Annotated in this window: 21 protein-coding genes; 6 read left to right on the top strand and 15 right to left on the bottom strand. The window is 38.4% G+C overall.

The window, feature by feature from the left end:
* Nucleotides 1–4 precede the first annotated feature (4 nt).
* Genes AN957_RS04315 through AN957_RS04305 form a run of 3 tightly spaced genes read left to right on the top strand, consistent with a single transcriptional unit; the run spans nt 5 to nt 2,660 of the window.
* A complete protein-coding gene (locus AN957_RS04315) occupies nt 5–1,486 on the top strand; it encodes a cbb3-type cytochrome c oxidase subunit I (RefSeq protein ID WP_056682510.1) in 1,482 nt (493 codons plus the stop codon).
* Complete coding sequence (locus AN957_RS04310; RefSeq protein WP_053479131.1) at nt 1,467–2,099, top strand: SCO family protein; 633 nt, start codon at nt 1,467–1,469, stop codon at nt 2,097–2,099. The genes AN957_RS04315 and AN957_RS04310 overlap by 20 nt, the downstream gene beginning before the upstream one ends.
* Nucleotides 2,100–2,102: 3 nt before the next feature.
* Nucleotides 2,103–2,660, top strand: coding sequence for a hypothetical protein (locus tag AN957_RS04305; protein ID WP_053479132.1), 558 nt, complete (start codon nt 2,103–2,105; stop codon nt 2,658–2,660).
* A gap of 33 nt (nt 2,661–2,693) precedes the next feature.
* Here the strand turns inward: AN957_RS04305 and AN957_RS04300 are convergent, their stop codons facing one another.
* From AN957_RS04300 to AN957_RS04265, 8 genes are all read right to left on the bottom strand, one after another.
* Complete coding sequence (locus AN957_RS04300; RefSeq protein ID WP_053479133.1) at nt 2,694–3,968, bottom strand: MFS transporter; 1,275 nt, start codon at nt 3,966–3,968, stop codon at nt 2,694–2,696.
* Nucleotides 3,969–4,442: an ArsR/SmtB family transcription factor gene (locus AN957_RS04295; RefSeq protein ID WP_231690194.1), complete on the bottom strand. Its 474-nt coding sequence runs from the start codon at nt 4,440–4,442 to the stop codon at nt 3,969–3,971.
* 286 nt (nt 4,443–4,728) lie between these two features.
* Entirely contained in the window at nt 4,729–5,067 is a 339-nt protein-coding gene (locus AN957_RS04290; RefSeq protein ID WP_056682509.1) for a hypothetical protein, read from the bottom strand.
* 107 nt (nt 5,068–5,174) lie between these two features.
* Nucleotides 5,175–6,080, bottom strand: coding sequence for a hypothetical protein (locus AN957_RS04285; RefSeq protein ID WP_053479135.1), 906 nt, complete (start codon nt 6,078–6,080; stop codon nt 5,175–5,177).
* A complete protein-coding gene (locus AN957_RS04280) occupies nt 6,064–6,591 on the bottom strand; it encodes an RNA polymerase sigma factor (protein ID WP_053479136.1) in 528 nt (175 codons plus the stop codon). The genes AN957_RS04285 and AN957_RS04280 overlap by 17 nt, the downstream gene beginning before the upstream one ends.
* Before the next feature lie 122 nt (nt 6,592–6,713).
* Entirely contained in the window at nt 6,714–7,229 is a 516-nt protein-coding gene (locus AN957_RS04275; RefSeq protein ID WP_053479137.1) for a DinB family protein, read from the bottom strand.
* Nucleotides 7,230–7,374: 145 nt separating this feature from the next.
* Nucleotides 7,375–8,913, bottom strand: coding sequence for a solute symporter family protein (locus tag AN957_RS04270; protein WP_053479138.1), 1,539 nt, complete (start codon nt 8,911–8,913; stop codon nt 7,375–7,377).
* Nucleotides 8,910–9,263, bottom strand: coding sequence for a DUF485 domain-containing protein (locus AN957_RS04265; RefSeq protein ID WP_075209080.1), 354 nt, complete (start codon nt 9,261–9,263; stop codon nt 8,910–8,912). Before AN957_RS04265 ends, AN957_RS04270 begins: the two co-directional genes overlap by 4 nt.
* A 194-nt stretch (nt 9,264–9,457) precedes the next feature.
* Between AN957_RS04265 and AN957_RS04260 the strand changes: the two genes are divergently transcribed.
* Complete coding sequence (locus tag AN957_RS04260; RefSeq protein ID WP_053479140.1) at nt 9,458–11,131, top strand: MFS transporter; 1,674 nt, start codon at nt 9,458–9,460, stop codon at nt 11,129–11,131.
* Between the two features lie 101 nt (nt 11,132–11,232).
* Here the strand turns inward: AN957_RS04260 and gltC are convergent, their stop codons facing one another.
* Complete coding sequence (gene gltC / locus AN957_RS04255) at nt 11,233–12,138, bottom strand: glutamate biosynthesis transcriptional regulator GltC (RefSeq protein ID WP_053479141.1); 906 nt, start codon at nt 12,136–12,138, stop codon at nt 11,233–11,235.
* A 159-nt stretch (nt 12,139–12,297) separates the two neighbouring features.
* Between gltC and gdhA the strand changes: the two genes are divergently transcribed.
* A complete protein-coding gene (gdhA, locus tag AN957_RS04250) occupies nt 12,298–13,680 on the top strand; it encodes an NADP-specific glutamate dehydrogenase (RefSeq protein ID WP_053479142.1) in 1,383 nt (460 codons plus the stop codon).
* A gap of 254 nt (nt 13,681–13,934) precedes the next feature.
* Here gdhA and AN957_RS04245 read toward each other — a convergent pair whose 3' ends face one another.
* Nucleotides 13,935–15,131 (bottom strand): class I SAM-dependent rRNA methyltransferase, encoded by a 1,197-nt coding sequence (locus AN957_RS04245; RefSeq protein WP_053479315.1) that lies wholly within the window; start codon nt 15,129–15,131, stop codon nt 13,935–13,937.
* A 411-nt stretch (nt 15,132–15,542) separates the two neighbouring features.
* Between AN957_RS04245 and putP the strand changes: the two genes are divergently transcribed.
* Nucleotides 15,543–17,024, top strand: a complete 1,482-nt coding sequence (gene putP, locus AN957_RS04240; RefSeq protein WP_056682506.1) for a sodium/proline symporter PutP — start codon at nt 15,543–15,545, stop codon at nt 17,022–17,024.
* Between the two features lie 66 nt (nt 17,025–17,090).
* Here the strand turns inward: putP and AN957_RS04235 are convergent, their stop codons facing one another.
* The 5 genes from AN957_RS04235 to AN957_RS04215 form a co-directional block, all read right to left on the bottom strand.
* Nucleotides 17,091–17,957 (bottom strand): foldase protein PrsA, encoded by an 867-nt coding sequence (locus tag AN957_RS04235; RefSeq protein ID WP_056682503.1) that lies wholly within the window; start codon nt 17,955–17,957, stop codon nt 17,091–17,093.
* Nucleotides 17,958–17,977: 20 nt separating this feature from the next.
* Nucleotides 17,978–19,192, bottom strand: a complete 1,215-nt coding sequence (locus tag AN957_RS04230) for a S1C family serine protease (RefSeq protein ID WP_056682500.1) — start codon at nt 19,190–19,192, stop codon at nt 17,978–17,980.
* A 170-nt stretch (nt 19,193–19,362) separates the two neighbouring features.
* Nucleotides 19,363–20,127, bottom strand: a complete 765-nt coding sequence (locus AN957_RS04225; protein ID WP_056682497.1) for a MerR family transcriptional regulator — start codon at nt 20,125–20,127, stop codon at nt 19,363–19,365.
* 306 nt (nt 20,128–20,433) lie between these two features.
* The gene (locus AN957_RS04220) at nt 20,434–21,855 is read right to left on the bottom strand and encodes a HAMP domain-containing sensor histidine kinase (protein ID WP_245637759.1); all 1,422 of its coding nucleotides are present in this window, start codon (nt 21,853–21,855) and stop codon (nt 20,434–20,436) included.
* The gene (locus tag AN957_RS04215) at nt 21,836–22,519 is read right to left on the bottom strand and encodes a response regulator transcription factor (protein ID WP_053479148.1); all 684 of its coding nucleotides are present in this window, start codon (nt 22,517–22,519) and stop codon (nt 21,836–21,838) included. Before AN957_RS04215 ends, AN957_RS04220 begins: the two co-directional genes overlap by 20 nt.
* Nucleotides 22,520–22,653: the final 134 nt, after the last annotated feature.

Raw genomic sequence — 22,653 nt, 5'->3', positions numbered from 1 at the left:
AAAAATGGTTACGACTATCAATAAAGGAGAATTTAAATCCAGAAATAATCTGATAGCGACTTATTTAATCATTGGTGGATTAGTGATTGCTGCTATGATGGTTTTTGGTATTTTAATGCTTTTGGCTCAAGGCGGCGTGCTGGATCTTCCCCCTGCAGCATTCTATCAATTCTTAACAATTCATGGAACCGGAATGATTGGGGGAGCAGCATTAGCCGCTTCAGCAGTTATGTGGTATTTCCTATCAAACTATGTTGAGTTGTCTAAAAAAGTATTCAAGTTAAATCTTATATTGTCTTTAATTGGCGTGGTTATGGTTATTATTGGTGTATTTTCTTTTAAATATGCAAGTGCATGGACATTCCTGTATCCGCTTCCAGCATTATCTGGAGGAGCTTGGGGTGTTACCGGCGCCCTATTATATCTTGTAGGTATGCTTATTCTTGGTGTTGGTTTCTTGCTTCTTTACATTGATACAGGCAGAGCCATTATTAAAAAACATGGAAGTTTAGGAAAAGGATTAGGATGGGATGTTATCTCTGGAAAAAGAGCAGAAAAAGATGCACCATCACCAACAGTTGTTGCAAGTACGATGGTAACGATTGTTAACGTATCAGCATTAACAACTGGAGCAACAGTTTTGATAATGAATATTATTAATGTCGTTAATCCCGCTTTTACATTCGATCCACTATTAGCAAAAAACTTAACTTATGCTTTCGGCCATATTTTTGCTAACTCCATTATTTATATGGGCGTTATTGCAGTTTATGAAATTTTGCCGCGCTATACAAACCGTCCATGGAAATCTAATCGACCATTTCTAATTGCTTGGACGATGTCAACGGCATTTACATTAGTCATCTATACTCACCATATGCTAATGGATTCAGTCATGCCAAAATGGATGCTCATCATGGGACAAGTATTATCTTATGCAAACGGCTTGCCAGTTCTCGTTATTACTGCTTATGGCGCATTAATGATTGTTTATAAATCAGGAGTTAAATGGGATATGGCATCAGGTTTAATCTTCTTATCCATGTTTGGATGGGTTGTAGGTGTCGTTCCTGCAATAGTCGATGCAACGATTGTTGTCAATCATGTGATGCATAATACGAAGTGGGTACCTGGACATTTCCATATGTATATGGGGCTTGGTGCTGTCGTTATGATCTTTGGATTTATCTACTATTTGTCTAAAGTTGACAGCAGCTTACAAACGAATGGATTAGATAAGGTTGGCTTTATCAGCTATACACTTGGCATCATTAGTGTAAGTGTTGGCTTCTTGATTTCTGGAGCACTTAGCACGCCTAGAAGATGGGCAACACATTTTCCAGAGTGGATGGCACCTGCAGTATTTGGTGCAATTGGCGGTGTACTCGCCGTAGTGGGACTTACAATCTTTATTATCCATTTTATTCGCTATGTAAAAGTTAGAGGTACTGCAGGAAGCGATTTAAATGAGCAAAAATTGGCGTAATACAACAGCGATTTTTTTGACTGTTCTATTAGGTTGTGTATTGTTTTATGCTGGTACAGATGGGTTTCGGGCATTTACAGCAGAAAGTGCCCGGACCTACAAACTCCTTAAGGACAAACCAAAATTTCCTGACGTTACTTTGGAAGACAGCAAAGGACGCGTGTACTCTTTTTCAGAATTTGAAGGAAAGTACATTATGCTTACCTTTATTTATACGTCATGCTCAGATGTATGTCCAAAGCTAGAAATGAATTTAGCAGAGGTTTACAGCAAAGTACCGAAAGCATGGATTGGGGAAGATATATTATTTTTAAGCATCAGCTTTGACCCCGCTCGGGATGACGTTGATACATTAGAAAAATACAGAAAAGCTTTTGAAAGCGACGGGGAAACTTGGCGTATGGCAAGAATAGCTGACCAAGCCGAACTAGATCATTTACTGGAAGAATTCGGAGTCATTGTCATTCCAGATGGAGAGGGCGGCTTTACACATAATTCAGCCTTTTATTTAGTTGATAGAAAAGGCTATTTAGCTGAAGTAATGGATTTTACAAAAATTGATGAAGCAGCAAATACCGTTGTAACGACACTTAAGAATGATACGGGGGAGTAGCAGATGAAACAAACAGGGTTAGGTATTATCTTGTACGGGATATTAGTCATTCCTCCTGTTAAAGCTTATATAGAGTCCATCATGCTGCTCCATATGCTCGTCCAGCTGCCTCTTCTTATTCTGGCAGGCTGGTTCATTGGTGACATGCTAATAAAAAAATTCCATCCTTTTTTCACAGCTTGGAATACAGACGGAGTCCCTGGCATGATTCTTGTTGTTTTTATTACAATGTACTGGATGCTGCCGCGTGCTTTAGATGAAGCTGTCTCCATTTATTATATCGAACTCTTTAAGTTTATTAGTCTTCCATTCGTTGGATTATTTTTAAGAGACAGCTGGAAAAAGATGCAAACACTAGGAAAAAGCTTTATCTTTTTAAATTACTTATCTATGTTTGCTTTAATGGCATGGCTGTACATCGACTCACCGATTCAAATATGCAATAACTATTTAGAAACTCAACAAAAGGTATTAGGCTGGGGGTTCCTTGTTATTACCATTTGGATGATCTTATACTTGCTGCAAGCAGTTTTTACTGATCACTCAGAAAAAGCAGAGTAAAAATCGACAGGTGTGGAAACCTGCCGATTTTTTTCATATTTCTGCGGTGATTGTTTTTGGTTTATCTGCCTCTCTTAACGACTCAACCAAAATTCTCCTTTTAATATGATAAAGGATTAATATAATAATGCTCATTCCACAAATAGCCAACAATATCCAGACTGGCATTTTTTCCAGGAGGAAACCAAATATTATATAACCTAGCGGTGCCATTGCACTAGCTCCTGTTTCCAGCAAAGACATCACTCGCCCTCGATACTCATCTGGCGTGCTTTTTTGCAGAAGAACCATAATTGGCATATTTACAATCATTATGAATGATGAGAGCAGAAGAACCATTAGAATAAAATACGGAAAGAAAACGGCATTCGAAATGCCCAACATCCCTGGAAAATTCGGAAGCCCTAGTAAAATGAGAACTGTAGACATGGCTATTAAGCCGCCAAAAATGGTTACGTCTTTTCTTTTTATTTCTGGTCTTGTTGATAAAATAATAGCCATGAGCATCATACCGACGGAAAAGGTCCCTTCAATAACACCTAACTGTACTGGTTCCATTTTCCTGATAGTTAGGACTAGATATGGCATGGCTACAGGAAATACTGCGAACCAAAAATTTAGAAAGACACTTAAGAAAATTAAATTCTTAATAAAAACCTGATTTTTAACGAAAGCAAAACCAGATTTTAAATCTGTAAATATAGTGCTGTTTATTTCTTTTTCCTTTTTTTCAGCAAATAAATCATACTGGATAAAAATACTGGCAATTCCTGAAATTGTAAATGCGATGATGTTGATAATCATGAAGGTTGTTATTTGAAAGAGGCCAAAGAACATGCCGCCAAGAACAGGACCTAATATCGTTGAAAGTGAAGCAGCTGCCTGGTTCAATGACATAGCTTTTTGCAGAAAATCTGGGCCGATCATGTTGTAGATGGATGATGTGACCGCTGAAGAATAAAAAGTGTTGAGGATGCTTAAAACAGCTGTTGCAACATACAGAAGCCAAATTTCCGGATAAACATAAGTAAATAAAAGTAAAACGATCATTAGCCAGACTGCACAAGCAAAGTCTGATGTAATAATCATTTTCTTTCTGTTCCAACGATCGCTGAGCGTACCCGCAATCGGCGAAAGCAAGATTCTAGGCAAAACACTCAAAATTAATGTTACAGCAAAATTAAGGCTTGAGCCTGTTTCCGCCAAAATATATAGCCCTATCGCAAAGCCATAAATAGACGAACCTAGCACTGCAGTCATTTTTCCAAGCAGAAACAAAATCATATTCCTTTTTACTGCAATCGGCATTTATTCTTCCTCCTCTTCAAGAAACTTATCTAACTGCAGAGAAACTTGATAAGACGTACGAGTGACATCTTCTTTAACTGTTCTTTTCACATATTTCAATAAAAGATTATCAAAATCTGATTCAAATTCCTTCAACTCTTCATTTGTTAGTGACAGACTACTCCTCCTTGATCGTTTCTTTTCTAGATTTGGTGTATTTTTATCTCTTAATCTAAATTTTGTCGCTTTAGAACGATAATACTTTTCAATAATCCCTTTGTTTTCCTTCATCTCCTCAATTTCCAATATCCCGCCATTAAATAGCTGCTGGATATGATAATGAATACTGCCCGCCGTCTTCCCCATTTCATCAGCTACCTGTTTTGCTGTCATTGCCTGGCTATCCAGTAAATAAATAATTTTCACCCGTATCGGGCTTGAAATAAGCTTTTGCTGCTCCAGATTGATATCCATCGGTTTTTGGTTAAAATCCATAATAATCACCTTTCTAATTTCGCTTTTCATTTTAAAATTATTATATGTTCTAATTTTTTAGAACGCAATAAAAAAATGGGATATTTTAGATTTACTTATTAATGCTACTTCAGTAGGAAAGTTCATCCTATATACAATTGTTATTTTACAATTGCAAAGTTTTATACCACACGAAAAAGCGATCCCTTTTGGAGGATCGCTTTTGTTATTAACATTCTAAAGAGATCTGGATACTTCATAGCTACCGGTTTTCTTGTTCTCCGTGATTTCGGGCTTCATGAACAAACTATGATTCTCTTTGTACCCATATTGCTTTTGTATAGGCAATCTGCAATCCGGCTCTTTCCATATTATTCTGGCTTATGCTAGCATACTTCGCTTGGCCAACAGCTAGATCACATGCTTGAAAAGCTGCATGTTGCAGCCGTTTGTCAATTAGTGCCTGATGTACTCCTTTATTTCTTAGATCAGGAATAGTCACTGATGCTGCATTCCCAAATTTCTCAATTTGTACATCCATCGGATTACCAGAAATTCCTTGGATCGCACTTAATCTTGAAGATAGAGCATCCACTTCTGATTGCTCAATACGATGGGCTAAATTTTTATCTAAAACCAGTGTCATTTTTTCCACATCCTTGTTGAATTTATTCGCTTTACTAATTCAATCATCTCCCCACTAATTCCTCCTTCTAAAAAAGCAGACCATGCAATGATCTGCTCATTTGCCAATCATTCTTCACTATTCGGATAATCGAACTCATAAATTAATTCTTTTCCATTCCATGTGATACTAACTACCTCATTCCCATCTACTGAAACAAATGTATGACTTTTTCCACCAAAGGCTTTCCTCTCCCAGCCCCTAGACGAAAGAATCGTTTCTATATATTTCGAATACGCCTTATCAGACCCTTCATCCCAATAATAGATTTCCTTATAGGAGGTAATTGAGTATGGCTTCAACCCAACTGGAAACAGCATGCTTCCATATCCATGATTGACATATAGCTGCTCATCATGACTATATGGCTTCTTTCCATCAAACGTCAATGTCGACATCGCATGAAAAATTTCTGCATATTCAAGCTTTGGATAATCAAAGGTGAAATAAATCCATTTCTCCTTGTCGGGAATAAAGAAATGGTATCTTTGTACCGTATCCATCATTTTTACATGCTCAATATACATCGTTGTTGGATAGGGGAAATGTTCAAGCTCCTTCTCGACAAACATTGGCAATTTTGCCGTGATTGTTTTCATTTCTTCTTCGGTTACTTCCTTAACTGTTCCAACTGGGACCGATTGCTTTTCCTGAAAAAGTTCCAAGCCTTCATCTGCTTTCTTACTATAGACATCCTCCAGCCCCCAACTAAAGTTCTCATAATCGATAGACGGATTTGCAGCCGTTTGCGGCTCTCCACTTTGTTGAAAAATCAGCCATAGGAAGCTTCCACAAATAAGAATAAGAAGACAAGTCGTTACGAGTCCTTTCAACGGAGGAAAAATTCTAGGCAATTTTTTAACAGGTTCTTCTCGAATCGTTTGCCAAATTCTCTGTTTTATTTGATCTTTTTCATAACTTGGAGGTTGAAATTGTTGGAGCTGCTTCCATTGGTCATCATAATGTTTGCCCAAACTGTCCACCCCCTTCTTCCTTTAGACTCATTTTTCTAAGTGAATGAAGTGCTCTTGATAATGTTTTGCGCACCTTTGCTTCAGACCAATCCAGAATGTCTGAGATTTCTTTTGTGGAGCAATCCTCAACCATCTTTAGAATAATTACCATCCGGTAGTTCGGCTTTAATTTTTGAATCTCACTCATCAACTCAATTACAGCTTCTTTATGCTCAAACAGTTGCTCCACATTCAAGGAAGATGGGATTTCCTTTTCAAATGGAAATAACTTTCTTCGCTTTCGTTTACGGATTTCATCTAAAACTAAATGCTTGGCAATGCTAAAAAGCCATGTTTTTACGCTGGAGCGCATATCAAATCGCTCTACTGCTGTATAAGCTCGAACAAACGTATCATGTACGAAATCCTCACAAAGCTGTTTGTCACCGAGCATAAATAAAATAAAACGATAAACATCATCATAATAAGATTCATACCAATCCATCACGAGATGCCTTCTCTCATTATCCAATTCCCACTCACCTACTTTTTAACTTTCATACCGATTAGTCGTACATGACGCATTTTTGTGACACTTTTTCAAAAAAATAAAAAACTGCCAAAACAAGTTTAGCAGTTCTTCCATCAAGTCTATTACAGCAAATAGCGATCTTTTACTATTCGGCGATGATGTCGTTCGTGGCCCGCTATAATATATGCAAGCGCACGGACTGAAACATCTACATCATTTGCACTGCCAATTCTAACCCAAACACTAGAATCCAAACCCTTCAACAATTGAATCGTTGATTGCCGCACAGCCCTTAAATTTTCAATATGCTCTTTAATAGGTAAGCGATCAAAAGAGGCATTAAGTACATATGGATTTTCATCAAAACCTGGCAGCGATACCGTTTCCCCACGAGCAATGCAAAGTAGACGATACGCCATAATCCGCTCTGTATCTGCTACATGCCCAATCACTTCCTTTACACTCCATTTTCCAGAAGCATATCGAAAAAGGCTCTGTTCTTCAGAGATTCCCTGTAGAAGTTGAATCGTTTCCTCCACTTGATCCGTTAATATATGTACGATATCCCCATCCGGAACTAAACTAACATATCCAGAATAATAATTCGCATATTCATTTTCCTTTGGTCTAGACTGCATATAAACCATCCTTTCATTAGAAAAAATTGAACGTCTAGTAATATTTCATTCTCTTACTTCCTGCTCTTTTCCTCCTTATATATATAATTTTTTTGAAATATAAGAAGGGGAAAGTACAAAAAGTTTTGTCCTTTCCCCCCTATATTTAAGACAATGGCTCACGATAACCAGTATTCGCTTTTACCTTTACCTCGGCATACCGTTTTGCATCCTGTTTACTGGAAACAAGCGTGCCAATAATCGACCCGATAAAGCCGATTGGAACAGACAACAAGGCAGGATTTGTTAATGGAAAAATAGGATTGCCTGTAAATAATGCTGCCCCTTCGACCGGAGAGATGACACTCGGACTAATAGCTACAAGTATAAGAGCAGACACAAGACCCGAGATCATTCCTGTCATTGCCCCCGCAGTATTAAAACGCTTCCAATATATTGTGAAAATAATAACAGGCAAATTTGCACTTGCAGCTACACAGAAAGCTAGAGAGACGAGAAATGCTACGTTTAAATTTTGAGCAAAAAGCGCTAGTAAAATAGAAAACACAGAAACACCTAATGAAGCATATTTTGCTGCCAGCATCTGTTCTTTCTCTGATGCTTTTCCTTTTTTAATGATTTGTCCATAAATATCATGAGCAAAAGCTGAAGCACCAGATAGAACTAGACCTGCAACAACAGCCAAAATCGTTGCAAAGGCTACCGCGGAAACAAATGACATTAAGATATCTCCGCCTAATACCTTCGCAAGTAATGGGGCCGCCATATTCCCAGCTGCATTACTTGCTTGAATAACATCCGCACCAACAAACGCTGCAGCTCCGAAGCCAAGGAATATTGTCATGACATAAAATATGCCAACAATCCAAGTAGCCCAAATAACGGAACTTCTTGCGGTTTTTGCATCTCTTACTGTGAAAAATCTCATTAGTATGTGTGGAAGACCCGCTGTTCCAAACACAAGCGCGATCATGAGGGAAAGAGTATCTAGTGGCACCTTGTATTTAACACCTGGATTTAAGTAGGCTTCGCCTAACGGTGTCGCTGTTTTCATGGTGGTAAACATTTCGAAAATATTGAAGTTGAAACGGGAAAGTACTAAAAAAGAAATAATAATGGTACCAAGCATTAACAGAACAGCCTTAATAATTTGCACCCAGCTTGTTGCTGTCATGCCTCCAAATAGAACATAGACCGTCATCATAACTCCGACAATTAATACTGCCAGCCAATAATCAATTCCAAACAATAACTTGATTAGAGCACCTGCACCAACTAATTGGGCAATCATATAAAATATAACAATTGTAATCGTATTTAGAGCAGCGGTAGCTCTTACTTTTTTAGCATCAAAACGTGAGTTAATCATATCAGCTAATGTGTATTTTCCGAGATTACGCAGCGGTTCGGCTACAATAAATAAAACGACTAAGTATGCAACAAGATAACCAATACTGAATAAGAATCCATCAAATCCGCTTAAAGCAATTGCACCCGCGATTCCAAGAAAAGAGGCTGCAGATAAATAGTCTCCAGAAATGGCCAAACCATTCTGCCACCCTGTTAATCCTCCCCCAGCCGTATAAAATTCATTTGCTGTATTTGTTCTTTTCGCTGCATAGTAAGTAATGGCCAAAGTCATTGCAACTATTAATAGAAATAAGACGACTACGGTAAGATTCACTTCGCTTCTCTCCTTTCCAACTCATCTTCCTTCCAGACCTTTTCCGCCATACGATCAAACATAGCAGATTTTTTCATATATATAGTTGCCATTACCCAAGTCATAACGAACAACAATAGGGCATATACCCATGCCCATGAAATATCCCCAATAGCGGTTTTGTCCAGTGCATCTGAATAGGAAATTAAAATTGGAAATAATAAGTACAGTCCTAGAAATAAAATAATTGATGGAACTAAAAATTTTTTCTTAGCAGCCATCAGTTCGTTAAATTGACTTGTACGAACCATTTTCTCAAAATCCTCACCCTTCCCCTTGCTTCGATTACTTTTTTGAACCGTTTTCCCCATTATTTCATCCCCCTTTGGTTCTATTATATTCTAAATAATTAGAATATAGATAAAATTTAATAAAATATAGGACAACTGTCAATTTTTATTTAGCAATTACATCTAAAGTCATGATACTTTCTAAATAGAGCTGAAACTTTCCTCGTATGTTATCCGTATAGTAAGGGAATAAAAACTTTCAAAGAGGTGATCAAATGGGACACATGTTATTATTTTCACTAATTATTGGATTAGCCTCTGCGCTTGTGTTAATCCCTTTTTCAAAAAATAAAAGTGAGGAAAAGAAACAGCCAAAATCAAAGTTTCTTATCGCAGTCATTATCCTTTTATTCCTTGGCGTGTTCGTCTTCTACTATGTTACAAATCTGGATCGGAACTTATCTTCGCTGTGGATATTAGCTGTCATTATTACAGCCGCAGGTGCAGTACTTGCAACTGGGAAAGAAAGAATAATTAAAGCAGTCTTATTTCTAGCAAGTCTTGCAATTGCGGTTATTTTTCTTTCTGCCTTTCTATTTAACGCGGGAGAAAAATATGAAATTGCAAAAATGGATGTGAAAACAGAAATTGAAACATTTGACGAAAATGAAACACCTGCAAGTGTTCCCCCACAATTTGCGCGGAATAAAATGAAGAAGGCATTTGGGCAAGTTCCAAATACTAGCTATTATGAGCTAGGGAATCTGCAGATTCAAAAAGTTAACGGGGAATATGTTTATATTGCACCTGTTGAATTTTCCGGATTTTTCAAGTGGCTGAACGGAGACGAGACACCAGGCTATTTTACAATCAGTGCAACTGATTCCTCTGCAAATCCCAAATTCATAAAAGCAGAGATGGTCTATACCCCTTCCTCTTATTTCAGTAAAAACATTGAACGCCATATTCGGATGCAATATCCACAATATATTTTTCATGGGGATGTTCAGTTAGAAATTGATGATGAAGGAAAACCTCATTATATTCGTTCATACGGCGAATTTGTTTCAGCGCGAAATGGATTTGAGGTAAAAGGCATTGTTGCTGTCGATCCAAAAACGGGGAATACAAAGGACTATCCTTTAAAAGATGTACCGTCCTTCATTGACGGGGCCGTTTCACCAGAAGTAGTCAGCCTGCAAAATAGCTACTTTGGTAATTATATTCATGGATTTTGGAATAGCAAGTTTGGCAAAAAGGATGTAAAGCTTCCATCTGATGAGGGAACTGAAGCAAATGTCAGCCCCATTTTTGATGAAAACGGTGAGATGTTCTACTTCACAGATTTTACAAGTCCGAAAGAAGGGGTAGACTCAATGCTTGGGTATTCGTTAACAAACTCAAGAACAGGGGAAGCCACTTACTATACAGGAAATCTTGAAGAATCCTACATGGATTCACAGGGAGCTTTGCAGATTATCGAGAAAAAGTTTATTGAAAAGAAATGGGACGGAGAAATGCCTGTTCTCTATAATTTCTATGGGGAAGCAAGCTGGCTAACACCAGTATTGGATGCAAATGGCTTTTTGCAAAATTACTTTATTGTTTCAGCTGCTAATCCAGAAATTTCTGTTTATGCCTCGACTCCAAATGAAGCATTGAAGCTGTACAAAACCGCACTGCAACGGGGCGGCGGAACGGTTGATGGCAGTTCAAAGGCCGAGGAAAAGCAAATAAGCGGAACAGTCGTAAGAGTGTATAAAGAAAGGAATGGTGATTTCACATCGATTTCCTTCTTATTAAATAACCGCCAAAGCTATGTAATTTCTTCTGAAATTAGCCCAATGGCTATATACTTGCAGGAGGGTGATCTTGTTAAAGTTAAATATCTCGATACAGGTGAATCATTCTTGCCTGCAAAGGAATTAGTGATTGAAGGATTAGAATAAATTATTAAGAAAAACACGATGGTGCTTTAATAGGCATCCATCGTGTTTTTTTACTGTCTGCCGGAAAAACATTTTTTTCACAATCACTACTAGGCAACCGTTTAGTTCTGGAAGCTTCCAAGCATATGGAAAAATTCAATTATAAATTCGTGAAATAGCTTAGCAGTAGGCAGCATTTCTCTGTCGGTTGGGATAATAATGCCGACGGTTCGAGTAACTTGAGGATCAACAACGGGAATCTTAACAGTTTGGCGCGGCAAGCTATCGATTAATGTAATTTCAGGAATAACAGTCACACCTAGTCCAGCTGAAACCAATCCCTTAATGGCATCAATATCCTCTCCTTCAAACGAAACATTTGGCTGAAAGCCTTGCTGATGGCAGGCATTCATAATAATTTCACGCAAAATATACCCGTTAGGAAATAGAACGAAGGAATCGTCGCGCAGCTGACTTAAATTTATTGATTTCTTATCCGTATGCTTATGTCTATTTGGCAACAAAGCTACCATTTTTTCAGTAAATAAAATATGCCCATGCACCTTTTTTTCTTCCTTTGGCACTGGGCCAAGAAGAGCCATATCCATTTCACCTTTGATAACCCCATCAATAAGAGAATGGTAGGATCCCTGCCGAAGCTGATATTTCACATCTGGATGCTTCCTGCTAAAGGCAGAAATTACAGTCGGCAAAGTATATGCAGCTAAACTGCTAGGAAACCCAATGCGAATCGTCCCCTTTTCTGGATCTAAATACTCGTCGACTTCTCTCCGGGCATTCTCGATAACTGTCATCGCTTCTTCCATATGCTCCAGAAATATCTTTCCAATCGGGGTTAAGCGGACATTTCTTCCCTCCCGAAAAAATAAATCAACCCCTAATTCCAGTTCAAGATTAAAGATTTGCCTGCTGACAGCTGATTGTGCAACATGTAAGGCAACGGCAGCCTCTGTCACATGCTCCCTTTTTGCAACTTCCATAAAATATTGAATCTGTCGTAATTCCAAAACATCCCCCTCTTTCTCCATTCATCTCATGCAGGCATTGATCATATCTATTATTCATATTGTTCAGATTATTTTTCTATTATAAAATTTTCTTATTAGAAAATCCAACCATTTGAGTAATTATACAGTTTCATTTTTATATTGGGGGCTTGATCAACTATGCAAACATTGGAAGAAGTGAAGAACAGCGAAACAAAAACTGCACTGGATTATGTAAATAATGTGTTTGAAGTAGTCAAAATGCGTAATCCCTTCGAATATGAATTTCATCAAGCAGTAGAGGAGATATTCGATTCACTTGTACCTGTATTCTCTAAACATCCTAAATACATGAATCATGGAATCCTCGAAAGAATCGTGGAGCCCGAAAGAGTGATTACCTTTCGTGTACCTTGGACGGATGATACCGGTAAAGTCCAGGTAAACCGCGGATTTAGAGTCCAATACAGCAGCACGATTGGGCCGTATAAAGGTGGCATCCGCTTCCACCCTTCAGTAAATTCCAGCATCATTAAATTCCTCGGTTTTGAACAAATCTTCAAAAACTCCTTAACTGGCCAGCCAATCGGCGGTGGAAAAGGAGGAGCCGATTTTGATCCTAAGGGTAAGTCTGATGGAGAAATCATGCGTTTTACACAAAGCTTTATGACAGAGCTAAGTAAATACATTGGTCCAGATATCGATGTTCCAGCAGGTGATATCGGAGTCGGTGCAAGAGAGATCGGTTATATGTTCGGACAATACAAAAGGCTTCGCGGTGCCTATGAAGCTGGTGTCCTAACAGGCAAAGGAATCGGCTATGGAGGCAGTTTAGGACGAAAAGAAGCAACCGGCTATGGCACCATTTATTTCGTTGAAGAGATGTTGGCTGATAAATGCCTAAGTTTTGAGGGAAGCACCGTCATTGTTTCAGGATCTGGCAATGTTTCTATTTATGCAATGGAAAAGGCCATTCACTTGGGTGCAAAGGTTGTTGCCTGCAGTGATTCAAACGGTTATGTTTATGATGAAAATGGGATTAACCTTGAAACAGTGAAACGTTTAAAGGAATTGGAAGGAAAACGTATTTATGAGTATGCCCTTGAGCATCCGAACGCCCAATATATTGAAGGCTGTTCCGGCATTTGGTCCATTCCATGTGACATTGCCCTTCCATGTGCAACACAAAATGAAATTGATGAATATTCGGCAAAAATACTTGTTGCCAACGGAGTAAAGGCTCTTGGAGAAGGTGCAAATATGCCATCTACATTAGCAGCCATTAATGTGTTCCTGAAAAACGATGTCCTTTTTGCACCTGCAAAAGCAGCCAATGCTGGCGGTGTTGCTGTGTCCTCCTTAGAAATGGCACAAAATAGCGCAAGATTATCATGGACCTTTGAGGAAGTAGATGAAAAACTTCGTGAAATTATGACTACTATTTACCGTAATAGTATGAAAGCAGCAGAAGAATATGGCTATCAGGGCAATCTTGTTGTCGGTGCAAATATCGCAGGATTCATCCGAGTGGCTGACGCGATGATCGTACAAGGGGTTGTATAAGAAAAGCGCAAGCGCCTTGGTCATCGCCGTACAAACTGGAAGGACCGCAACTGAGATAAAGGAAACACGGTGAGCGAGAGCGAACCGATGTTGACGCAATCATTGCGGAGGGGGCCTGAAGTTTGATAGGCGATAGGACGCTTGCGCTAGACAACTCTCTAACTCCAAAGTTATACTTTCTTTTCTTTTAAAATATCAGAATGAAAGGTGCAAGCTTTTAAGCCTGCACCTTTCTTCTTGCTTATAAATAAAACTCATGATAGCTTCTTGATAATAGCAACTTTAAGATAATCCCCTTCTTTGAATTCCTTCAGTACCTTAAAATCCTCAGGAAGACTATATTCCTCAAGGATTTTATATTTTCCGCCTGTTACTCTAAAGGCCTTATCAATAAAGTCTTTAAATTTTCTCATATCAAATGTACTGCAATTAGAAGAAGCCACAATAATCCCATTGTTTGCTGTAATTTGAATGGCTTGCTCGAGTAAGGCAGGATAATCCTTCCCCGCGCTAAATGTATGCTTTTTTGAACGGGCAAAGCTTGGCGGGTCAAGAATGACCATATCAAATGAAAGCTGCTTGCGAACTGCGTATTTAAAATAATTGAAAACATCCTCAACGATGATGTCATGTGCTTCATAATCAATTCCATTGACACTGAACTGTTCAATTGTCTTGCTTTTACTGCGATTAGCAAGGTCGACACTTGTTGTCTTCGAAGCACCGCCTAGTGCGGCTGCTATAGAGAAAGCCCCTGTGTACGAAAAGGTATTCAACACGGTTTTTCCTTCCGCATATTTGTCCCGAATAACCTTTCGTACATTCCGCTGATCCAAGAATACTCCGACCATTGCCCCATCATTTAAATAGACAGCGAAGTTTATGCCATTTTCCTTCACAATCAATGGAAAATTAGCCCGCTCCCCAGTCACGAAGTCATCATCATCAATGTAAGTACCCTTAACAGCAAAACGTTTCTTCTCATATACCCCTTTCACATCAGCCACGTTTATTAGTGCTTGAATAATAGCACCCTTAAAATGATAGATTCCTTCACTATACCAGGTCACTAAATAATAGCCAGTAAAGTAGTCAATTGTTAAACCACCAACTCCATCGCCTTCCCCATTAAAAATCCGGAATGCGGTCGTATCTTCATCTTTAAAAAGAGTCTTCCGGTTATCTATTGCCATTTTAATTTTCTTTTCAAAAAAGCTTTGATCAATCACTTCCTGCTGATTTCTGCTTAAAATCCAGCCTCTTCCTTTATTTTGTTTCCCATAATACCCTTTAGCGAGGAAACGATTCTTCTCATCAAAAAGATCAAGAAGTGTTCCTTCTTTTATCCCATTCGGAAATTGTGCGATTGCATTCTCAGTTACAAGCGGATAGCCTGCCTGATATCCTTTACTATGTGCAGATTTTACTTTTAGCTTAATAGCATTATTCATATGTTCACCCGATCTACTATTTTCATCTATAAAGTCATACTTCATCATATCAATAAATACCATAAGAGTAAAAACTTCTGAGAAGAAGTTTTTCAAAAAAAGGAACAAATTTACAATTAATCTCCCTCACATAATTATATAAAAATAATAATATAACCATCAGATTCTATGCTGGATTTATGTTTCTTTCATGAAATCTTAGTGTTTAATAACATAAGATTATGCATAATAAAACATATATTTGATTACAAAGATCACGAAAAATCAGTAAATCAAGGGTCTTATCGAAAAAAATATGTATTTTTTATTAACTTTTACCATCGCATTTTTCGACAATGGATGTTAGAATATTTATAGTTTTAATTCTATTCTAGTTATAGTTTATCTTTTAGTCCAAAGGGGGAAATGCAAATGACAGATTCAGGTCTTCAATTAATCTCTATCGGTATTTATATGGTCGCTATGTTATTAATCGGCTGGTATGCATACCGAAAAACAAGCAATTTAACCGATTACATGCTCGGCGGCCGTTCATTAGGTCCAGCAGTAACTGCCTTGAGTGCTGGGGCAGCAGACATGAGTGGATGGCTATTAATGGGATTACCCGGCGGGATCTATGTAAGCGGTTTAGCCGATGCTTGGATTGCCATTGGGTTAACGCTTGGTGCTTATGCCAACTGGTTTTTTGTTGCACCGCGTCTGCGAAGCTATACTCAAGTTGCAAACGATTCCATCACGATTCCAGGCTATTTAGAAAACCGTTTTAAAGATTCTACGAAATTATTAAGAATTGTATCTGGTATCGTTATTCTTGTTTTCTTTACTTTCTATGTTTCTTCAGGAATGGTATCTGGTGCGGTATTCTTTGAAAGTTCTTTTAACGTAAACTATCATCTTGGACTGCTAATTGTATCTGGTGTTGTTGTTGCCTACACATTATTTGGCGGATTCTTGGCTGTTAGTTACACAGATTTCATTCAAGGACTAATGATGCTGATCGCTTTAATTCTAGTACCAGCTTTAGCACTTTCACATACAGGTGGGTTCAGTGGTACTTTTGAATCGATCCGAGCAATTGATCCTACATTACTTGATTTCTTTAAAGGAACGACAACATTCGGAATTATTTCTGCTCTTGCATGGGGACTTGGCTATTTTGGTCAGCCGCATATAATCGTTCGCTTTATGGCGATTACATCGGTTAAAGAAACGAAAAGCGCTCGCCGCATTGGGATGGGCTGGATGATTTTCTCATTATTAGGTGCAGTATTTATGGCGTTAATTGGACTTGCCTTTTTCTACCAGAATACTCAGTATACATTAGACAATCCGGAAGCTGTCTTCCTAGTATTAGGGCAAATCGTATTCCATCCATTATTTGCAGGATTCCTATTAGCTGCAGTACTTGCTGCCATTATGAGCACCGTTTCTTCACAATTAATTGTTACGTCAAGCGCATTAACAGAGGATCTATACAAAACATTATTTAAGAAAAATGCTTCTGATAAAGAGCTTGTATTCTTTGGACGTATGGCTGTTTTAGTAGTTGCAGTGGTTGCAGCACTATTAGCATTAAAGCAAGATAATACCATCTTAAGCCTTGTAGCTTATGCTTGGGCAGGATTTGGAGCTTCATTTGGTCCAGTTATTCTTCTAAGCTTATTCTGGAGGAAGATGACTAGTTGGGGTGCACTCGTTGGGATGATCGCTGGAGCAATTACTGTTATCATTTGGAAGCAGGTTGGACTTGGCGACACGCTTTATGAAATCGTGCCTGGCTTTGCAATCAACTTAATTCTCTCTGTCATTGTCAGCTTAATCACATATCGTCATAATCCAGCAATTGAAAAAGAATTTGATGAAAGTGTTAGACTGCTAAAAAGCGATTCCTAATTGATTTATAAGAAAGAGCATGGGGAAAATCATTCTCCATGCTCATTTTATATGGGGTTAGTGTCATTACACTTCTAAAAAGTTTTCAATCTCATACTCTTCAAACTTCTCATCCAGCCATGTTGGATATTCCGTTTCCATCTTTGAATCAAAAAGTGCTGTTTTAATATCCTCTTTTACTTCCTCAAAGACAGCGTCTTTCGCTTCCTTTTTATCGGAAACTTTAATGATGTGGTATCCATGTTCTGTTTTGACTGGAGCACTGATTTTCCCTACCTCTAAAGCGAAGGCAGCGTCTTCAAACTCTTGAACCATTTCTCCGCGTGCGAAATAGCCAAGATCTCCTCCTGCCTCACTGTTAGATGCATCCGTTGAATATTCTGCAGCTAATTCAGCGAAATCTTTCCCTTCATCAAGCTTTTTGTGGACCTCATTAGCAGTGGCTTCATCTTTCACTAGAATATGGCTTGCCTGAACCTGTTCAGCCTGTGCGTAACTTTCCTTATTATCTTCAAAGTACTCTTTCATTTCCTTATCAGTAATATTGATTCTTGGTTCAAGCAGTTTCTTTGTTATTAAGTAATTCTCAATATTATTTTCAATAGCAGACATTTTTACTCCACTGCTTGCAAGGATTTCCTGAAAGGCGTCTTTCCCACCATATGACTCGATATAAGCAGTCATTTCTTCCTCAAGTTCTTCCTTGCTTACTTTAATCTTTTCCTTTTTCTTTTCTTGATTAATAATTTTTTCTGTTATTAATGAATCTAATGCTTCTGATCCATACTGAGAAACGAGCAGCTCATTCAGCTCTTTTTCGCTAATTTTTTCTCCATTTACACTCGCTACATTCTTTTCGGACAAAGAAATAAAAATAACTAAAAGAGCAATGGCTACAATAGCAGATCCTGATATCCAAATTATTTTCTTCATTCTCTTCTCCTTTTAATCGATTAGTTCGGAGTTGAGTTACCGGTTAAAGTAATTTCAACGGTTTCCAACTTTCCTTGTCGGTAAAATTCAATTTTCACCCTGTCACCAATGGAATATTTAGTGTATAAATACTTCCTTAATTCATTTGCGTTGGCAATTTCATTGCCCCCTATCGAAACAAGAATATCCTCTGCTTGAAGTCCCGCTTTCCCTGCAGCTGAATTTGGATCAATATTTGTGACAATAACTCCTTGTTTTACATCACTAGGAATATTTTGTAAATAATATGGAGGGATTTCTTCAAAGTTGGCTAGCCCTACACCTAAATACGGGCGGGTTACTTGTCCCTTTTCAATCAATTCTTTAATAATTGTTTGTACTTCATTGCTCGGAATGGCAAACCCTAGCCCTTCTACCCCACTTTCAGAAATCTTCAAACTATTAATTCCAACTAATTCACCAGATGCATTTATAAGTGCTCCACCACTGTTTCCAGGATTGATGGCTGCATCCGTTTGAATGACATCTAAATCCCATTCCCCTGCTGATGTTGAAACGGCTATGGTTCGATCAACCGCACTTACTATTCCTTGTGTGACTGTTCTTGATAAATCAAGTCCAAGCGGATTTCCAATCGCTAACACTTGATCCCCCGCCCTCAGTTGTGAGGAATCGCCAAATGCCAATGTCTCCACTTTTACATCACCAGCAATTTTCAAGACGGCAATGTCTGTTAATGGATCTGTTCCAATCAATTCAGCCTTTACCTTTTTCCCATCATGGAGAGATACTTCAAGTTCATTGGCATTCTCAATGACATGATTATTTGTAACAATATATGCGGTATCACTCGTCTTCTTAAAAATTACTCCAGACCCAGTACCTCTACCTACTGCCTCACTTGTTTGATTAAACCGGTTGGTTTGCTGCTGCATATTCTCAATGCCAACAATCGCCTTCGATGCCTGCTCAACCATATCTGCAATGGAATTAGCAGATACTTGCTGCACATTCAATTTACCGCTTGTTTGCGTCTCCGTATGTTCCTCTGAAACGATTGCTTTTGGCGCATCCTCGCTCGCATTTGAATTTGATAAGTACGGCAGTGCTGTCAGTGTTAAAGCAGATCCGATCATTCCAGCCAAAACAGTTGATACAGCACCCTTTAATTTGGACCTCTTCACCTGTTTCACTTCTGTACGGCTTTCTTCATTAAATTGGTCTTGTCCATTCATTGTGAACCCTTCTTTCATTTGTATTTAATCAAGTTTTTCAACTTTCGATAATATGTTTTATATGCCTTACAAGACATACTTTAGGGGATCAATGTGTCAGGAAGATGTCAGGAATTTTTTCGAAACAAAAAAACGACTGGATATTTCTATCCAATCGTTTTTATATTCATCTATTTTTTCATGCCAGCGTAAATATGAATGGCATCTCTTAAAAACTCCGCCGTCCCTGGCTGTTCCTTATCATAATAGGCAGTAAATCTCTCGTCATCCACATACATTTGTGCAAGACCTGCATGTGCCTCCTTGCTGTATTCATTCCAATAGAAGCATAGCCACTGCTTGTGCAGCTCTGCCGCCTTTAGGGCAATGTCACTGGCAGGATCACCTAGAGCAAATGCTTGAGCCAAAGTTTCTTTGACTTGCTTCTCAAGGCTTGTAACTTTATCATAATCCTCTTGCGACATATTCATCACTTTTGCATTTGATTTTTCTACCGTATCTTCCCCATACTTTTCGCGAATTTCTTTCCCATATTTTTCTTCATTTTCATCAATCATCATCTTCTTAAACCCTTCAAACTTTTCTTTATTAGACATTTTCATTCTCCCTTCTGTTAAAGCGATTGTTTTATCCACATTCGTAATTAATACATCCAATTGTTTCTTTTTTTCAAGGAGTTTTTCGCGATGCTCCCTAAGTGCCATAGCCCCATCAAAAGAAGGCGCAGTTACGATTTTTTTGATGCTGTCTAGACCAACACCTAGCTCCCTGTAAAATAAAATTTGCTGCAATCGATCGACTTCTGCTTGGCCATATATCCGGTATCCCGATGAATTTATTCTTGCCGGCTTAAGAATATTAATTTCATCATAATACCTAAGGGTTCTCGCACTTACTCCTGCTAATTGAGCTAATTTCTGCACAGTATATTCCATTCGCTCACCTCCATGAGTTAACCTTACACCTTTACGCAACGTGAAGGTCAATTGTTTTTCAGCTATTTTTTAATTAATCGAAGAAAATTATTTTCAAAAATAAGATGCCCGCTCATATAGAGCAAGCATCTTATTTTTGCATTATTAAAATATCGCAGATTAACGCGCTGTAAGCCCCCTCGTTCAAGACGTTGAGAGAACAAAAAATTCTAAGTGGGGGATCAACAGCCCGTAAATGCCCGATTAATTCAGCTAACAATCAGTGGGGGATGAAGAAAACCCCCACTGATTGAAGTTTCACTTTATCTAACTCATCATTGGCAAGGTAATGCGAAATGTCGTACCAGATGAAGAGCTATCTATGAGCACTAGATCCCCTCCTAGTGATTGAGCGATCATTTTACTGAATGGCAATCCGAGTCCAAGTCCTCTAATTTTATACTTTTTCCCTTCCCCTCTAAAAAATCGTTCGAAGATTAGGTCTTGTTCATCAGAAGGAATTCCACTGCCTGAATCCTTTATATCAAGGGTAAGCTCATTGTTCGTTTCAGCAAGGGTCACATTTATTCTTCCCTTTCCTTCAATAGCATGTCTCGCATTATTAAGCAGGTTCGTCATGATCTGCTGAAGTCGAATGGGATCAATCTGTACCATACGGTCCTTCTTAAGAGGAATAAATACCAAATCAATCGTTTCATCCTCCTGAATAACCTCCCATTGATGGATAAAATCATCCATAAACTCATTGATCGAATGTTTTTCTTTATTTACCGGGATTGCATTTGCAGCAAATGAATTAAAGGCTAGTAAATCTTCTACCATCTTTTTCATTTTGGTCGTTTCATTTAATGATAACGCCAAAAATTCCTTAGCATCCTCCCCAGTAACGACATCATCATTAAGTGCCTGCAATAGCCCGCTAATCGATGTAACAGGTGTTTTCAATTCATGTGTCACACCTGCCAGCAATTCTGTACGGAGAGTTTCCAATGTTTGCAGACGGTTAGACATTTCCTTAAATGATTGAACAAGGTCATATACTTCCTGCTCCTTCATGTCGTCCGGAAGATGAATATTATAATCCCCTGCTTGAACTTGTTTAGCGGCACTTGCAACATCTTTAATCGGATTGGCCAGCCTGCGTGAGAGAAAATAAATTGCTGCCCAGCCTAACAGGGCAAGGCTAATAATCATGATTGCCAACTGTCGGTATTCTTGATTTACACGCGTTAAGTTATCCTCTAATTCAATAATGACAACCCAGCCAAAAGAATAATCCTGTGTGACAATCGGTGCCTTCACTACATAAAAATCTCGCCCAGTTTCCTCCAATCTTAACTTTTGAACATTCTCTTCATTTTGCAATATGACACGGGGAAACTGCTGAAATACTTGCTTAGACGATCGATTGCTCGAAAGAATGGTACCTGCCGTATCAACAATATAAATAGAAGGATCACTTTCGATATTCATAAACCTTCCTCGATCGGTAAGGGATCCCGGCACATCTCCTTTAGAAATCGGACGCCCCTCACTAATATCAACAAACCGATCTGCGATTTCCTGTGCCATCAACTTAGTCATATCTAATCGGTTTTCAAGTGTTGTATGCCGAATCCATAAAGCTGAAATGAAGGCAATAACAACTAAACCAATACAAAGCGTAATTAAATAACGGCTCGTCCAATATCGCAGCAATGAGATTCGCTTATTGTTTTTTATTAACACAAAATTGATACCCCAATCCTCGAAGTGTTTTAATTTCACCATCTGACTCAGGCCATTTATAAAGTGATTTTCTCAATCTCTTAATCGCTAAATCAACAGCACGATCACTGCCGTCATATTCCCAGCCCCACACATGCTCAATCAACTGATCTCTTGTAAACGTTTGATTAGGGTTCTCTGCCAAAAACAGCAGCAAGGATAAGTCACGCGGGGTCAATTCAACCTCTTCTTCATTAATGGTTACCCGATGTGACTTGAGGTCAATTTGTAATTGACCAAAGCTTTTTACTGGTCCGTCATTCGTTTGTGAGCGTCTTAAAACGGCGTTCACTCTCGCAACAACTTCTTCCGCAATAAAAGGTTTGGAAATGTAATCATCTGCCCCATCATTTAATCCAGTTAGCCGGTAATTGACATCACCTAGTGCAGTAAGCATAATGATGGGACAATCACTTTGCTGGCGAATTTCTTTTAAGATCGCCCAGCCATCCTTTTCAGGAAGCATCACATCTAATAGAACAAGTGCTGGTTTATGTTCTTTAAATTTTTCTATTGCTTCATTTCCCTCAAATGCCTGTACTGTCTTGAAATTAGCTTTTTGTAAATATACTTTTAGCACTTGGCTAATCGGGATTTCATCTTCAATAATTAAAATTGTTTTCACAATTTCATCTCCTCACATTTAGAAAAGTGAAGTTTGTAAGTATACTATTTATGATAACTCCTGCAAATCACTATTGTCTATTGACCCTTTTCTTTTATCATAACGAGAAAATAAGTCAGCCAAATGTCAAAGGA

Source organism: Cytobacillus solani (assembly GCF_001420595.1).
Lineage (GTDB): Bacteria > Bacillota > Bacilli > Bacillales > Cytobacillaceae > Cytobacillus > Cytobacillus solani.
This window is presented reverse-complemented; position numbering and strand designations above follow the sequence as displayed.